This is a genomic window from Hyphomicrobium sp. (genome assembly GCF_051860585.1).
In the GTDB taxonomy this organism is placed as follows: Bacteria; Pseudomonadota; Alphaproteobacteria; order Rhizobiales; family Hyphomicrobiaceae; genus Hyphomicrobium_C.
Window position 1 is genome coordinate 20832 of sequence record NZ_JBHYDS010000007.1, and the last position, 15165, is coordinate 35996.

The 15165-nt window shown below is 63.8% G+C and carries 15 protein-coding genes, 1 other RNA gene and 1 pseudogene; 11 read left to right on the top strand and 6 right to left on the bottom strand.

Going from position 1 to position 15165, the window contains the following annotated elements:
• The first annotated feature begins 118 nt into the window (after positions 1-118).
• From ACTIFK_RS12260 to ACTIFK_RS12285, 6 genes are all read left to right on the top strand, one after another.
• On the top strand, positions 119-373 hold the full coding sequence (locus ACTIFK_RS12260) for a hypothetical protein (RefSeq protein ID WP_439543358.1): 255 nt from the start codon (positions 119-121) through the stop codon (positions 371-373).
• 34 nt (positions 374-407) lie between these two features.
• A non-coding RNA gene (gene ssrS, locus ACTIFK_RS12265) (6S RNA) lies at positions 408-570 on the top strand.
• A gap of 67 nt (positions 571-637) precedes the next feature.
• Positions 638-1231 (top strand): 5-formyltetrahydrofolate cyclo-ligase, encoded by a 594-nt coding sequence (locus ACTIFK_RS12270; protein WP_439543359.1) that lies wholly within the window; start codon positions 638-640, stop codon positions 1229-1231.
• Between the two features lie 31 nt (positions 1232-1262).
• The gene (locus tag ACTIFK_RS12275; protein ID WP_439543360.1) at positions 1263-2087 is read left to right on the top strand and encodes a TIGR00282 family metallophosphoesterase; all 825 of its coding nucleotides are present in this window, start codon (positions 1263-1265) and stop codon (positions 2085-2087) included.
• Positions 2088-2470: 383 nt separating this feature from the next.
• Positions 2471-3220, top strand: coding sequence for a YebC/PmpR family DNA-binding transcriptional regulator (locus tag ACTIFK_RS12280; RefSeq protein WP_439543361.1), 750 nt, complete (start codon positions 2471-2473; stop codon positions 3218-3220).
• A gap of 52 nt (positions 3221-3272) precedes the next feature.
• Positions 3273-4307: a class I fructose-bisphosphate aldolase gene (locus ACTIFK_RS12285; protein ID WP_439543362.1), complete on the top strand. Its 1035-nt coding sequence runs from the start codon at positions 3273-3275 to the stop codon at positions 4305-4307.
• Positions 4308-4600: 293 nt separating this feature from the next.
• On the opposite strand, the gene ACTIFK_RS12290 is transcribed toward ACTIFK_RS12285, so the two are convergent.
• Positions 4601-6328 carry a L,D-transpeptidase family protein gene (locus tag ACTIFK_RS12290; RefSeq protein WP_439543363.1) on the bottom strand — a complete coding sequence of 576 codons (1728 nt, stop codon included), beginning with the start codon at positions 6326-6328 and terminating at the stop codon, positions 4601-4603.
• Positions 6329-6509: 181 nt separating this feature from the next.
• Between ACTIFK_RS12290 and ACTIFK_RS12295 the strand changes: the two genes are divergently transcribed.
• The 4 genes from ACTIFK_RS12295 (at position 6510) to ACTIFK_RS12310 (ending at position 10178) form a co-directional block, all read left to right on the top strand.
• Entirely contained in the window at positions 6510-6824 is a 315-nt protein-coding gene (locus ACTIFK_RS12295; protein ID WP_439543364.1) for a hypothetical protein, read from the top strand.
• A gap of 665 nt (positions 6825-7489) precedes the next feature.
• Complete coding sequence (locus tag ACTIFK_RS12300) at positions 7490-8164, top strand: thiamine phosphate synthase (RefSeq protein WP_439543365.1); 675 nt, start codon at positions 7490-7492, stop codon at positions 8162-8164.
• Positions 8161-9189, top strand: a complete 1029-nt coding sequence (locus tag ACTIFK_RS12305; protein ID WP_439543366.1) for a tetratricopeptide repeat protein — start codon at positions 8161-8163, stop codon at positions 9187-9189. Before ACTIFK_RS12300 ends, ACTIFK_RS12305 begins: the two co-directional genes overlap by 4 nt.
• Positions 9190-9389: 200 nt before the next feature.
• Complete coding sequence (locus ACTIFK_RS12310; protein WP_439543367.1) at positions 9390-10178, top strand: inositol monophosphatase family protein; 789 nt, start codon at positions 9390-9392, stop codon at positions 10176-10178.
• Positions 10179-10571: 393 nt separating this feature from the next.
• Here the strand turns inward: ACTIFK_RS12310 and ACTIFK_RS12315 are convergent.
• The 3 genes and pseudogenes from ACTIFK_RS12315 to ACTIFK_RS12325 all read right to left on the bottom strand — a co-directional run bounded on the left by ACTIFK_RS12315 (position 10572) and on the right by ACTIFK_RS12325 (position 12767).
• A pseudogene (locus ACTIFK_RS12315) lies at positions 10572-11047 on the bottom strand (cyclophilin-like fold protein).
• Positions 11048-11110: 63 nt separating this feature from the next.
• The gene (locus tag ACTIFK_RS12320) at positions 11111-11878 is read right to left on the bottom strand and encodes an SDR family NAD(P)-dependent oxidoreductase (protein ID WP_439543368.1); all 768 of its coding nucleotides are present in this window, start codon (positions 11876-11878) and stop codon (positions 11111-11113) included.
• Positions 11879-12101: 223 nt separating this feature from the next.
• Positions 12102-12767, bottom strand: a complete 666-nt coding sequence (locus ACTIFK_RS12325) for a hypothetical protein (RefSeq protein ID WP_439543369.1) — start codon at positions 12765-12767, stop codon at positions 12102-12104.
• A 95-nt stretch (positions 12768-12862) separates the two neighbouring features.
• Between ACTIFK_RS12325 and ACTIFK_RS12330 the strand changes: the two genes are divergently transcribed.
• The gene (locus tag ACTIFK_RS12330) at positions 12863-13786 is read left to right on the top strand and encodes a hypothetical protein (protein WP_439543370.1); all 924 of its coding nucleotides are present in this window, start codon (positions 12863-12865) and stop codon (positions 13784-13786) included.
• Positions 13787-13918: 132 nt separating this feature from the next.
• On the opposite strand, the gene ACTIFK_RS12335 is transcribed toward ACTIFK_RS12330, so the two are convergent.
• Complete coding sequence (locus tag ACTIFK_RS12335; RefSeq protein ID WP_439543371.1) at positions 13919-14830, bottom strand: ImmA/IrrE family metallo-endopeptidase; 912 nt, start codon at positions 14828-14830, stop codon at positions 13919-13921.
• On the bottom strand, positions 14827-15153 hold the full coding sequence (locus ACTIFK_RS12340; RefSeq protein WP_439543372.1) for a helix-turn-helix domain-containing protein: 327 nt from the start codon (positions 15151-15153) through the stop codon (positions 14827-14829). The genes ACTIFK_RS12335 and ACTIFK_RS12340 overlap by 4 nt, the downstream gene beginning before the upstream one ends.
• Positions 15154-15165: the final 12 nt, after the last annotated feature.

The following is a 15165-nucleotide window of genomic DNA, read 5'->3' on the forward strand; positions in this document are numbered from 1 at the left end:
ACAGGTATTCCTTGTTTTGTTTCGTTCCGTTCGGCTGATTTCTTGCGCTGCAAGATGAGATTACATATTGTGCGCTCATACCCCACGACACGTCCGCAAGGAGGATGCAATTCAACCAATGGCCCAGCGGACGAGAGAGAAGGCGAAACGTCCCTCGGGACGCGTCAAAGAGCCGTCGCCCTCGGTAGCCGGACTGCCGGAGCGGCCGGACGCGCGGCTCAAGGCCGTCGAGAAGGAGCGCGACGCGCTGAAGTCCGAACTCGAAGCCGCCAAGCAGCGCATTGCCGCCCTCGAGGAAAGCCGGTCCGTCGTTGCGCGCCGGATCGACTGGGTCATCGAGTCCCTTAACGGCGTCGTCGATAAGCCCGGTTGAGCCCTCGCTTTTTCCTGCCCGAGCGCTTATGTTAGCCGTGCTGCGGGGTTCGTCAGGAACAAATTATCTCCAGGGCCTATAAGATCCGCATGGGAGCTGTCCCTGGCCGGGACCGTGGTCCCGGACACATGGCGCCCACCTTACATTTGTAGGGACCCGGCGAGATCAACCGTTCCAACGGCCACCGCGGCACTTTCTTTCGCGCCGGATATTGTCAGCGTCTGACGTTCCGCAAGCGCCCGTTCTGCAGGTAAAGCCGTTCCGTTGACAGCTATCGACGACCTCAAAAAAGAGATGCGCCGGGCGGCCAAGGCGGCGAGGCAGGCGGCGTTCGAAGCTCACGGCGCCGGCGCCTCCCGCGATATCGCGGCCCACGGCATCGCCTTTGCGGGGCGCCCCCCGCCGCTGATCGTCTCCGGATTTCTGTCGATCGGCGAAGAGATCGACGCCACACCCTTGATGGAGCGGCTTCGGAACGAAGGCTATCGGCTCTGCCTCCCCGTCATGGAGGGCAAGGGAAAGCCGCTGGTGTTTCGCGCCTGGTGGCCGGGCGATGCGCTGGCCGAAACGACCTGGGGCATCCGCGAACCGCTTCCTTCGGCCGACGTCCTCGATCCCGACATCGTGCTGGGCCCCCTGCTCGCGTTCGATCTCGCCGGCTACCGTCTCGGCTACGGCGGCGGCTTCTACGACCGCACGCTGGCGCGGCTGCGCGCCCTGAAGCCCATTGTCTCGATCGGCATCGCCTTCGACGAGCAGAGAGTCGACGCCGTCCCCCGCGCGGACTATGACGAACCGCTCGACTGGGTTCTGACGCCGTCGGGCCCGACGAAATGCCCGGCCAAAGGACACGAATGATCGAGACCATCTTCAAGCGCGGAACGGCCTGATGCGCCTGCTTTTCCTTGGCGACATCGTCGGCCGCGCGGGCCGCAAGGCCGCCATCGAGGCGATCCCCCGCCTGCGCAAGCGCTACAATCTCGACTTCCTCGTCATCAATGGCGAGAACGCCGCCGGCGGCTTCGGCATCACCGAGAGCATCCACCTTGAGCTGATCGACGCCGGGGCCGACGCCGTCACCCTCGGCAACCACGCCTTCGACCAGAAGGACACGCTGGTCTACATCCAGCGCCAGGACCGCCTCATCCGGCCGATCAATTTCCCCCCCGGCACGCCCGGCCGCGGCGCCGCGCTCCTCAAGGCGCGCAATGGCGCCGACGTGCTCGTCATCAACGCCATGGGCCGCGTTTTCATGACCGAGACCGACTGCCCGTTCCGCGCCATCGACCGCGAGATCACCGCCTGCGGCCTCAAATCCGGCGCCGACGCCATCCTGATCGACTTCCACGCCGAAGCGACGAGCGAAAAGCAGGCCCTCGGCCATTTCGTCGACGGCCGCGTCAGCGTCGTCGTCGGCACCCACACGCATACGCCGACCAGCGACGAGCGCATCCTGAACGGCGGCACGGCCTACATGTCGGATGCCGGCATGTGCGGGGACTACAATTCCGTGCTGGGCATGGAGACCGACGAGCCGATCAACCGCTTCCTCACCCGCCTGCCGCGCGAGCGCTTCGAGCCCGCCGTGGGGCCCGCCACCGTCTCCGGCCTCGCCGTCGAGACGGACGACCGCACGGGCCTCGCCGTGCGCGTCAAAAGTTTGCGGCTCGGTGGTGTTTTAGAACCTACCGAGCCGCTATTTTGGGTCGAGTGAGAGAGGTATGGCAACCACGTGAGAAGGGGTTTTTCCCGCCCTCAGTGCATTGGTGAGCCTTGCTCACCCTGGACCGCGATTGGGCAGAAGCGGCGTCGAGGCGAGGTTAATTGATTCTGCCCCTCCCAGCGAGAGTCCGCGCAAAATAACGCCTGTTTGCGGCCCCTAGAGTGCTTCCGGAAAAGTGGGAGCCGGTCATGGCGGAGCCATGCAGGCCAACGTGTCCGAGAAGAAGCACGACCAATCAAAAACCTGGAGCCGTTCCGCGGGTCCAGCAAAACCGTAACGGCTCCAGGGGGGTTGACCGGGGCCGGACGGCCGCTCATTAAGTCGGACGCACCACGCCTGGGTCGCATCCCGGGCCCTAAAGTCCGGGACCGCACATGGCTGGCCATTCAGCATTCAAGAACATCATGCACAAGAAGGGCCGCAAGGATGCGGCCCGCGCCAAGATGTTCACCAAGATCGCACGCGAAATCACGGTTGCCGCCAAAACCGGCTCTCCCGACCCCTCGATGAACCCGCGCCTCCGCCTCGCCATCCAGAGCGCCCGCGCCGAGAACATGCCGAAAGACAACATCGAGCGCGCCATCAAGAAGGCCCAGGGCGGCGACAGCGAGGCCTATGAGGCGATCCGCTACGAAGGCTATGCGCCGGGCGGCGTCGCCGTCATCGCCGAAGCCCTGACCGACAACCGCAACCGCACCGGTGGCGCCGTGCGCGCGGCCTTCACGAAAAACGGCGGCAACCTCGCGGCGACCGGCGCGGTCGCACACATGTTCGAGCACGCGGGTGAAATCCGCTTCAAGGCCGCCGCCGGTACGCCTGACGCGATCCTCGAAGCCGCCATCGATGCCGGCGCCGACGACGCTTCGTCCGACGCCAACGGCCACGTCGTCATGTGCGCGTTCGACAGCCTCGGCACCATCGCCGCGGCGCTCGAGGAAAAGCTCGGCGAGCCCGAGAGCGTCCGCGCCATCTGGAAACCCAACCTCACGTCCGAGGTCGACGAGGACAACGCCCAGAGCATCCTGAAACTGATCGCCGCCCTCGAGGACGACGACGACGTCCAGAACGTGTTCGCCAACTTCGAGGTCTCGGAAGACGTCCTGAAGAAACTTACGGCCGCCTGAGGCAGTGTCCCCGCTGGCCCATCCTGAACCCTGCAAACGAAACGAGAGGCCCATGACTGAGAAGCTCGAAGATATCGCCCAAGCCATGGTCGCGCCTGGCAAGGGTATCCTGGCTGCAGACGAAAGCTCGGCCACCATCAAGAAGCGCTTCGATTCGATCTCGGTAACGTCGACCGAAGACTCCCGCCGCGACTACCGCGAGATGCTGTTCCGCTCCTCGGACGCGATGAAAAACTACGTCTCCGGCGTCATCCTTTATGACGAGACCATCCGCCAGAAGGCCAAGGACGGCACCACCCTCGTCGACGTCATGCGCGCCGCGGGCTCCATCCCCGGCATCAAGGTGGATACGGGCGCCAAGCCGCTCGCCGGCCCGACGTCCAACATCGAGACCATCACGGAAGGCCTCGACGGACTGCGCGAGCGCCTGGCCGAGTACCACAAGCTCGGCGCGCGCTTCGCCAAATGGCGCGCCGTCATCACCATCGCCGACGGACTGCCGACCTGGAACTGCGTCAAGGCGAACGCCCACGCGCTCGCCCGCTACGCCATCCTCTGCCAGGAGGCCGGCATCGTCCCCATCGTCGAGCCCGAAGTGCTGATGGATGGCCCCCACGCCGCCCACGACATCGACGAGTGCTACCGCGTCACGGAATGGACGCTCCGCACGGTCTTCCGCGAGCTCTACGACGCCCGCGTCTCTCTTGAAGGCATGATCCTGAAGCCGAACATGGTCATCGCCGGCCAGAAGAGCGCGCGCCAAGCCTCGCCCGAGGAAGTCGCCGACAAGACGCTTCGCGTCCTCAAGGCGACCGTGCCCGCGTCGGTGCCCGGCATCGCCTTCCTGTCGGGCGGCCAGTCCGACGAGGTTGCGACCCAGCATCTCTCATTGATGAACGCAGCCGGCAACCTGCCGTGGGCGCTGACGTTCTCCTACGGCCGCGCCCTTCAGGCGGCAGCCCTCAATGCCTGGGGCGGCAAGACCGAGAACGTCGCCGCGGGACAACGCGCCTTCGCCCATCGCGCGCGCATGAACAGCCTCGCCGCGCTCGGCAAATGGGACGCGAAGCAGGAAAAAGCGGCCTAGCTCGCAAAATCGGCAAGCGACGCAATGAAAAGACGGCAGACCGAAAGGTTCGTCGTCTTTTTGCTTTGCACACCGGAAGTTGTGAGGCCCTACCGCGCGTTGCGCTGAAATTTTCGCGGGTCCGCGCGGAACAAATGGACCTTGCCAGCCGTTATCCCATCAATCCAACTCGGATAGCCTTTGGCCATCGGTCGAAGGTGAGCAGCAAGGCGTGACGAGCCCCCCTCGTTGCGCCTTGCCTGTTTCTGCGCGCACGCGCGCGCCTCAACAAACCGTTCAGAATCGCGAGCCGATCAGTTTAGCCAGAAGCCGGAGATCGCATCGGCCAGCGTGTCGGGCGCCTGATAGGTTTTCTTCTTACGCTTGTTGGAGGTCTGCTTGCTGCCCTCCGCGACCGGCGCCGCATCGTCTCCACCGTCCGAAGACGACATCTCGACAACCGGGTCGAGCCGCAGCGTACGCCCCGTCAGCGCCGCGGCGAGTTTGCCATCGTGCCCGTAGATGTCGGCGTAGGACGAAACCCTTCCGCTCTCATCCGCGACGGCGGTGAAGTAGGTCATGTGCACCGGGATCTTGTAGTCGAGATGGATCTCGCCCCCGCCTGCGATCGCGTTGGCGACCTGCTGCTCGTTGTAGCCGTTGCCCTCGGCCAGCATCACTGCCGCAAACCCCTTCGGGTTCTGCACACGGATGCAGCCGTGCGACAGCGCGCGGTTGGACTGCGCGAACAACGGCCGCTCGATCGTGTCGTGCATGTAGACGTCATGCTTGTTCGGGAAACGGAACTTCACGATGCCCAGCGGATTCTTGCCGCCCGGTGGCTGCACGAAGCTGTAGTTGCGAACGTCCTCTTTCGACCAATCGACGCTGTCTGGATCGATCTGCTTTCCGCCGCGATACACGTTGAGCCCGTAAGCACGGATCGACGCGCCGCCACCACTGCCACCGCCGAACAGCTGGGAAAAGAAGTCGTTGCCGCCGATCGCCTTCAAACGCGGCTGCAGCTCCCGCATCTTGATGCCGTCAGGCATGCCCCACGAGGGGTTGAAGCCGACGAATTCCATATCGGCCGAGAACACCGGCGTCGCCCATGCGGGCAGTCCGACGATGATGCGTTCCTTGAAGAGCAGGTCCTCGCCCTTGTAGACGCGCGTCATGAACTCCGGAATGTTGTTCTCGACGTGGACCTTGCCCAGGTGCTCCGGCATCCAGCGCCAGCGCTCCATGTTGAGCACGAGACGCAGTGTGTCGCGCTCGGGGTCGGGTGCCTTCTGGTTCTCCACCTCGCGATTGAGCGAGACGCGCGTCGCACCCGAAAGTTGGCCCGTCGCCTTGATGCCGCGCTCGACCTGGAACGCTTTGAGAGCGAGTTCGAGCTTTTCGTCGAACAGCGTTTCCGGAGTTCCGGCCTCGGCCGCCACCTTGAGCCGCTGGCGCACCAGCGCGACTTCCGGCGCATCCACGCCCTTCTTCAAAGTGGCCTTGGTGGCCGGAATGCTGATCTTCAGCGCCGGATCGATTTCCACCTCCGGCTTCGACGGTCCGCGCGCGGCGAGCAACGCCTTGCGGAGGTTTTTGAAGCCCGTGTGCTGCGGATGCAGACCCTGCAGATAGGTGTCCGGCGACGATGCCGCCGCAAGCTCCGTGAGCACGGCGTTCGGATCCTTGATCGGCGGCGTCATGTCGAGAATGCGGCTCAGCGACTGCGGATTGACCCGGCCGCCACGTGCGAAGCGCGCGTATTTCAAAAGCTGCAGCGTGAGCTTGCCTTCGGCGTCCGCGAGCGCGTCGGGCGACGTCCCGCTGACGGAGGGCAGATCGAACGCGGCGGCTGAAAGCCCCCACTCGTCCGCCTTGCGCACTTCGTCCATGGCACTCTTGGCCTTGGCGTTGAAACCGCTGCTGTCGACCCAGAGCGGCGCCTCCGCACGCGCGGCGTAGAAGGCCACAGCGGCTGCGGCGTCGTCCTTGTTGGCGCCCTTCGCGTTGGCGGCGTTTCCGAGCCATGTCCGCGTCGCCATGATGACGGGATCGACGGGCGGCGCGGCCGGAGTTGCAACCGCCGCAGGCGGTGTTGCGGTGCCCACAGGCGGAGTTGCAGCAGGCGGCGCGGTCGCTGCAGCGGCAGGCGGAGTTGCCGGTTGAGCCTCGGGTGTCGCCACCGCAGCCGGAGGCTGTTGAGCAGAAGCAGCCGGAGGCGTCGTGGCCGTGGCAGCCGGAGGCGGTGTTGGAGTTGAAGGCGAGGCCGTCTGCGCATCCGCAGGCGGTGTGGCGGCGGGCGTTGTCGTCGCCGTCGGCGAAGTACTCGGCGTCGTTGCCGCCGGAGTCGTGGTTGGAGTCGTCGCTGCTGGTGTCGTCGTCGTCGCGCTCGGAGCGGCGGGCGCCGTCGGCGCCACGGCATTCGCAACCGCATTCGCAGCGGACCCCTGTGTCGGCGTCGCCGCCTGCGCGGACGGAGCAGCGTCCTTCGCCGCTGGCGCGCTCGGAGCAACCGGTGACGCTGCGGAATTCTGTTGAGACGGAAGCGCGCCCGTCGTCGTCGGCGCCGATTGCGCCTGGGTCGTCGGCGCTGCGCCGGTTGGCGTTTCGGCCCCGGCCTGGGACACGCCCAGCGCAAGCATCACGAACGCTGTTGTTACTTTACTCGTAGGCGAAGGGAAAATACTGAGCATCAAATCGGCTCCGTCGAAGCAAACGCGCACCCCGTCTCGGACGTCGAGCAAGTCAAACCAGCCAGACACGTGACGACAGAGCATGGCTATTTCATGCCCGGTCATAAGGTTATCGCGAACGATAAGCCCCTCACCCCGCGTCTTCCGCCGTCGTGACAAACCCCGAGGGCTTCCGCCCTCACGTGGAGCATTTTCCGACGCGGCGGATACCGCTTCGTCGTAAGAAAATGCGATAAAGCAAGACACTAGCGCTCGCCTGAAACGCTGGTCGCGCGCCAAATAACGACAACGGCCGTCGCGAAGCGCAAACTGCGCCGCCGGCCCGTTAACTCTAGATTCGCCTAAGACAATACCTAGAAAGCAACAAACGGGATAGGCGTAAGACCGCGTAGGCAAACCTCTCCCGTGCAACTTCGCCACGAGCGCCGGAAACTCTTTTCCGCCCGAATTGGGACCGATACGCTCGCGCGAACCTCAAGACCGAAAACACGAGCCCGATAAGCGACAGTCATGACAAGACAACCAACATTTCCAGGGCTGTGCCTCGCGGCCGAGGCGCTCGCGGGGCCCGAATGGCTCGCGCGGGTCGAAGCCGCGCTCGAGGCCACCCGCGCCGCGACCCTCATGCTCGACGGACCGGACGGCGCGGCCATCGATCCCGCCGCCGCCCGCGCGCTCGTTCAGATGGCCCAGCGCAAGAGCGTCGCAACGCTGATCGTCGACGACTGGCGGACCGCGCGCGCCATCGGCGCTGATGGCGTCCACCTCACCCCGCGCGCAGACATCGATGACGCCTACCGCGCCGCCCGCGCCGGCCTTGCCGAGGGATCCATCGTGGGCGCCGATGGCGGCGTCTCGCGCCATGACGCGATGATGCTGGGCGAGGCCGGGGCCGACTACGTCGCCTTTGGACCGGCCGGCGCCGCCGAGAACGGCGACAGCGACAGCGAAGAATCACAAGTCTCCCTTGTCGGCTGGTGGTCCGACTTGTTTGTCGTGCCGGTCGTCGCGGTCGGCGTCGAAACCGCCGAGGACGCCGCGCGCATCGCCGCCGCGAACCCGGACTTCATCTCTGTCCGGCTGCCGCGTACGGACGCCGATGCAGGGCCGGTCGCCGAATGGGCCGCCGCAATCCTCGACGCGATCGGCGCGCCGGTCGCCACCACAGCGGGAGCGCGCTCGTGAAGCAGGTCCACCTCGCCATTCTGGGCGGCGTCGGGCTTTGCCTCGGCGTGGCCGGCGGACTGGCCGCCACCGGCATGCTGACCCCGTACCTGCCGCAGGCCCTGAAAGAGGCGGCTCGCTCCGCCTCGCCCGAACTCCCCGCCTCGCCCGAACTCAAGAGCGAGCCGCAAACACTGCCGCAGTCCGACGAGACGGCCTATATCGCGTTCGACCAGGGCCGCTATCTGACGGCGCTTGAGCTGGCCGAGCAAGCCGCCGGTCGCAACGACCCGCAGGCCCACACGCTGATCGGGCGCATCTACGGGGACGGCCTCGGCGTACCCAAGGACGAAGCCACCGCCGCGCGCTGGTACGCCCGTGCCGCCGAGCTGGGCGATACTGCGGGCATGCTGGCCCTCGGCACCATGCTCGCGGATGGCCGTGGCGTCGCCAAGGACATGAACCTCGCCGCCGAGATGTTCGAGAAGGCGGCCGCGACCGGCGATCCGCTCGCCAATTATAACCTCGGGCTCCTGTTCCTGCGTGGCAACGGCAAGCCGGAAAACCCCTACCGCGCCGCCCAGCACATCAAGTATGCCGCTGAAAAAGGCATCGCCGCCGCCCAGTACGATCTTGCCGCCCTCTATCTCGATGGCCGCGGCGTCCCGAACGACGCGCTCGAAGCCGCGCGCTGGAGTTCCAAGGCCGCCGCCCAGGGCCTTCCTGCCGCCGAATACGACTACGCCGTCATGCTGCTGCGCGGCCGCGGCCTGACCGCCGACGCGGAAAAAGCCATCCCGTACCTCATGTCCTCGGCCAATAAGGGCGTTGCGGGGGCTCAGAACCGTCTGGCCAACGTCTACCTGGAAGGCGTCGGCGTGGAGGCGAGCCCGGTCGAAGCCGCCAAATGGCGCTTGATCGCCAAGACCTCGGGCATCACCGACGACAAGCTCGACCTGTTTATCGCCGCCCTCCCCGAGGCCGACCGCGCCAAGGCCGAAGCCGCCGCCGTCGAGTGGCGGGAGAAGAAACAAGTCATGCCGTAGGGCCAAGCGCCTTCGGCGCAAATGGTCGGTCGCCTCCGGCGCAAAGAACCAAGCGCCCGCTGCGCAAGACGCGAGTTGCCTGCGGCACTAACCACGCCGGCCGCGAAAAGGGTTGACGGACACGCCTGAACCCGGCATGGCCACCCAACCCCTGGCCGCCACCGTCCCGCAGCCGATTTGTCGTTGAGATCCCGCCGCTCATGCCAGCTTCCGCACTGATGAACGTCATGATTTCGGCCGCCCGCAAGGCCGGCCGCTCCCTCGCACGCGATTTCGGCGAGGTCGAGCAGTTACAAGTGTCGGTCAAGGGCCCGGCCAACTTCGTCAGCGCCGCCGATCACAAGGCCGAAGACATCATCTACAAAGAGCTCGCCAAGGCGCGTCCCGGCTACAGCTTCCTGATGGAAGAGCGCGGCGAACTCAGAGGCGACGACGAGACCCACCGCTGGATCGTCGACCCGCTCGATGGCACGACCAACTTCCTGCACGGCATCCCGCATTTCGCGATCTCGATCGGCCTCGAGCGTGAGGGCGTCATGGTGGCGGGCGTCGTCTACAATCCCGCGACCGACGAACTCTTCACCGCCGAGAAGGGCAAAGGCGCGTTCCTCAACGATCGCCGCCGCCTGCGCGTCGCGGCCCGCAAGACGCTGGCCGATGCCGTCGTCGTCACGGGCATTCCCCATCGCGGCCGCCCGGGCCATCCGCGCTTCCTCGACGAGATGAAGACCGTCATGGTCGAAGTCGCGGGCCTGCGCCGCTCCGGCTCGGCCGCCCTCGACATGGCCTACATCGCGGCCGGTCGCTATGACGGCTACTGGGAGCGCGGCCTCAAGGCGTGGGATCTCGCGGCCGGCATCGTGCTCGTGCGCGAAGCGGGCGGCCTCGTCACCGACGTAAACGGCGGCGACGAAGCGCTCAGCCGCGGCGACGTCCTCGCCGGCAACAACTACATCACCAAGGCGCTGATGCCGCTGATCACGCACTAGGTCGTAAGCCCAAACGAGCCAGCTTCGCTCTGAGCGCAACTGCGGCCATCGTCGCCAGTCGACCCAGGTCGCGAAGGGCCACGAGCGGTCATGTGCGCAGTTGTCGCCTTTGAAATGCTATTATCAACGTTTCATCCCGCTAGCGGACCTAGCACTTAGGACATTTTCGGCAACAACTCTTCAAAGGGCGCGTCTGATCTTGAGTGGCCAGCGGTCAAACGGTTGTCATCGTCGACGGCTTGAGCGACCTAAATCGGAGTGCATGCTGGCGGATTGATGCTCTCGAAGGCCACCGGTCCACACCGCAGAGGCGGGTGTCAGAGAGCTTGATGATTGCGCCGGTGGGTTCGAAATCTTGGGGTTATCGACGTCTCAAAACCTGCTGCTGGTCAATTACTGGATGAGTTCGATGCGCAGGGGAAATTCACCGCGCGTGAGGAGAGGCTCGAAGCCGTCGTCGAAGCGACCAAGCCTGATCAGTCCTTCGGAGTACCTGTAGCCGGCGTAGAACAGCGCCAGGTTACCCCAGGGCTTGAAGTAGCAGAGGTCGCCGGGCTGCTCGTTGCTGAAGGGGCCACTGCCATCTTCCGTGAGCTTGCGCGGGAGGTAGGCGATCTTCTCGTTGTTGGCGTAGTTGTCGATCGTGAGGTCCAAGGCAACATCGATGCGAAGTCACGAGCCGATGGGTTGTCGTAGAGGGTTGCGGTCATCGTCTGACCGTTGAAAGTCATCCTGATTCTCACGTCCGTCGGCTCCTGACTTGCCGGGTCTCTGCCTTCCTGAGCACGAACCGGTTGAGGCAGGAAGGTGATGACCATGGCAACTCCCAACAACGCCCGGCGCGAGATTGAGCTAATGACGGATTTCATCTTGAGCTCCCAGTTAATCCGGGCCGCGAGGTGAACGGGGCGAATTGCGCCCATCCCTCACAATCACTGCACGGTAAATCCGCCATCGACGGCCAGTGCCTGGCCAGTCACGAAAGTCGAGCCAGTGCTGCATAGCCAGAGCACGGCGTCGGCGATTTCTTCGCCTCGCCCCAAGCGCTTCATCGGCAGATCGCGCAGGAGATCGTCCATCGCCAGCATTCCGCGATCCAGCATGTCCGCAACCATGGGCGTGTCGATGGTTCCAGGGCACACCGCGTTGACGCGTATACCACGCTCGGCGTATTCGAGCGCCACGCTACGCGTCAGGCCTATCACGCCATGCTTGGAGGCGTGATAGGCAGCAAGCTGGGCTCGGCCCGTCAACCCACCAATCGACGAGCAGTTGACGATCGCTCCGCTGCCTTGCTTCCGCATCTGCAAAAGTTCGTGCTTCACGCAGGCCCAGACGCCACGCAGATTGATGGCGTTCACCCGGTCAAAGGCCTCCGCCGGCTGGTCTGCCACATCGGACGCCGGAGCCTGTACGCCCGCATTATTGAAAGCGGCATCAAGACGGCCAAAGGTAGCAACGGTGCGTTCCACCATGGCTGCCACCTGAGATTCGTCAGACACGTCGCAGAGCACGCCGATCGCATTGCCGCCGGCCGACTTGATCTCGACCACGGCCTTCCGCAGAGCGTCCTCGCTGATGTCCGCCAACGTGACAGCCGCCCCCGCATTCGCGAAAGCCCGTGCGGTCGCCAGTCCCATGCCGGAGGCCGCGCCAGTGACCAGCGCAACATGGTCCTTGAAGTTGTAGGCAATGCTCATGGGTTCTCCACATACGGTCACGAAAAGCGGCACCGGGCGCTGTGAAAACCAGTCAAGTTGATCGTAGCATCCTACGCGCTCTTCCCGATTGCGTTCACGGGATTCTCTTGCTGGGATTAAACCCCGCGCCGCTCACAGGCAGGGTCGAGAGTTCGAATCCTCGATGGTGAAATGGCGCGCCGAAGCGGATGAAGATGAGAACTTTTATGTTGTGGTGGCGCTTCTATAATTTTCGAATGTTGTCTGAAGTCCCCGCGTTTGTGTCCTCTGCCGACGCGACGAATTGGCTGTATGCGGAGGCTGCCAGTATGTCCTCTTGATCTTGGGTCATCACATAGCGCGGCCGGTAGAAGAATGGCTGGATGATCGGGAATCTTCCGAAAATAGCACCCCGGTTTTCGCCAAGCTCGCGATGAGTGATCTCGACGACTTCTGGCGCAACACCTCCGAGTCTGATCGTACGCAGGACAGATGCTTCGATCATGCGCTCACCGATTTGAATCCAGGCGTGCCCATCAATGGTGCCGCTCGACTTGCCGATTTCGGACCAGTCTTGGTTTGGCTGCGTGGCGAAGACCTGATGTGGGCCGGCAAAAAAATCTCCGACGGCGACGGCGACGGGCAAGCCTGTGTGCTTGCGAATCCCAGAAGCGAGGAGTGCATTCATCATGAAACACACGCCGGGAGTGGGCTTGAAAATTGAGAGGAGGCCCTTCGTCAGTTGGATAAGGGCTTCGTCGTCACTCTCGTTGGGCACATATGCACGATGTGCCTCGATCTCTGCCGGTGCTCTCGTTGCCGAGGCAATCTGAAAGAACTCTTCAATCACTCGGCTGTCCTCGCCGCTGCGTTCTGCAGGCAGCAATGCATTTTGCACGTGCATTGTCATCGGAGCGCTTTGCGCATGGCCAGCGATCGGATGCTCCGCCGGAGCCGGGCTCGCGGGGGGCGGTCCGCTCGTGAGGGGAAGTCGAATAGGTGGTGATGCGGGGCAGCGATACTGGCCCCGGTCGCAACGTTATATGGGATTGGCGCGCCAAAGAGGGCGTCGGCACCCGCGCTCCATGCCTGGATTTCGCACCCTATAGGTACGAAACAATTGACTTCGTACTCTATGGGTACGAAAGTGTTGGTATGGCACAAAGAGAAGACGCCTTTAGCTACGCAGACTTGGCAATCGCAGGCGACATGACGAAACGCGCCTGGCAGCACCTCGCCGACCTCAACGCGAGGTCTCCGGATCCGGAGTTGTTGCCGGATCGCCGGAACATTGAGATGGCGAAACGCGCCGCTGTCATCGGCGGGTTCGCGGCCGCAGGCGTGCCGCTCTACGCTGCCGCGCGCCTTGCGGCGGCGCTCGTCTACAATGAGTTTAACACCATCGACGGCGAGGTTCCGAGTGGGCTCGGCTCACTCGCCAGAGGGCTGCCGCGGGCAGCCTGGAAACAAATACCTTCTGACTCCGGCGACAACGACTACTGGTTTCATCGCGCCCTCATCCGACATCGCGACATATACACGCCTGGCCAGGCTCTCGACAGTGACGCGCTCGTGCAGATTGTCGACAGGACTCACGTCTACGTCGCCGTTCTGTCCGGCACACCAATCCTCAACCCGTGGGATAGCGCCAAAGAGCCGAGATCCTACGCTGGTCGCATGGACGGTTGGGGACGCGATAGCGAAGTCAAATTTACGTCGGCGTCCGAAATGGCTTCCCACGACCCGGAAAACCCGGAGACTTTTTCCCTGGGCGCGAGAGTGAACGAGACGGCGCGAGCGGCTGACCGCAACGCAGTAGGCCGTATCACAGTCAACGTATCGTTGGCGGTACGCAACGGCCTCGACCGCATAGCACGGCATAGAGGCCATATGCATCCTGCTCCCAACGCGCGTGAGGTTGCGAGCTAATCGGGCCGGGAGCGACTGAAGCCGATAAGTAATAACTGCGGCCTTAAAAGGCCTGAGAACTTCGAGTTAGCTATTGTGAAGCCGCAAAGTAGCGAGTCCGCCCGACAACCCACTGCCGAAGAAGCCTTACAACTAGCGTCGATGTACATCCCGGCGGAAGCGCAGACGCTCCTTCGATGTTCGACCCTCGTCATCATCGATTTCTTCTTCATCGCAGTCATTGTCCGCGTCGACCCACAGCATGATGAGCGCGAAGCCCTCCTGCTGATAGAAGACTTGTTCATAGAGCGTCGGGAGTCGCTTGCCCCAGTCGGATTCAAGCCAAAGCTCGGCGCCGTTCTGGCGAATGTCCGTAATCTTCTGCCCACTATTCGCGGCGTAGTGGAACAGCGAGTTTCGCGGCACAGGAGCGCCGTACGACACTCCAATCCTCGGGAACTTTGTTTGCTTGTAGATCCGCAGCACGATGCCGTCCTTCGCGACCGCAATCGCTATTGGCTGGTCGTGATAGGTCGCGTAGGCGCGCGCCGCAGGCTCTTTGCTGACATCGAAGTGGTCCGCGAGCTGTGTGATGTGAGCAAGGTCTGGTTCGCCAAATTTGCCCATCGCAATCCGCAGTTTTGGCGGCGGCATCAGAAGCAAAGCCGAGAAGCGGTTTGCTTCAATCTCCATGCGCGCGTAGGCGTCGTTCTCCTGCGCCGACCACCTGCGCATATCTTCGCGTGAGCACAAGAACTGGCCGCTCTTCGCGGGACGATGCGTGGGGATCAAGAAATGCCCGAGCTCGTGGCCGATCGTGAAGCGGCGGCGTCCTCGCCGCGCAGTGGCATTGACCAGGATGACGCCTTCGCTCTTGCAATCGTCAGTGATAAGCCCTCCCTCGTAGCCCTCCGTCGTGAGAACTGCGATATCCGTGATGTCGAAGCACTGCGCCAGCTCTTCGACCGGCACGGGAATAGGGAGGTCCGGCTCCGCCTTCAAGATCTTGGTGATCAGCCCCTCAGGCGATCCGGTGTCATCAAGGTCGAGCCGGGTAATCTTCATGACGGCTTCTTTCGGTTCTTGAAGTGATCGATGATGCCCTGGATCGCTGCGCGGTCCTCTGGCGTCAGGTCCTTTAGCTCCCGATACATGGCGACGACTTCGGGGTCCTCAGCTTCGCCCGTCGGGTTCTCGCCGACGAGGTCGGCAATGCTCGCCTTCAAAGCGTTGGCCAGCTTGGTGAGCAACTCGATCGACGGATTCTTGCTGCGCCCGGTCTCCAGATCCCAGATGTGCGCCTTGGAGGCCCCAACCTCGTCGGCAAGCTCTTGAAGCGACTTCCCCCTGGCGATTCGGAGTTGTTTCAGCTTTACCGCCAGTGACATGGGCCCAGGCTC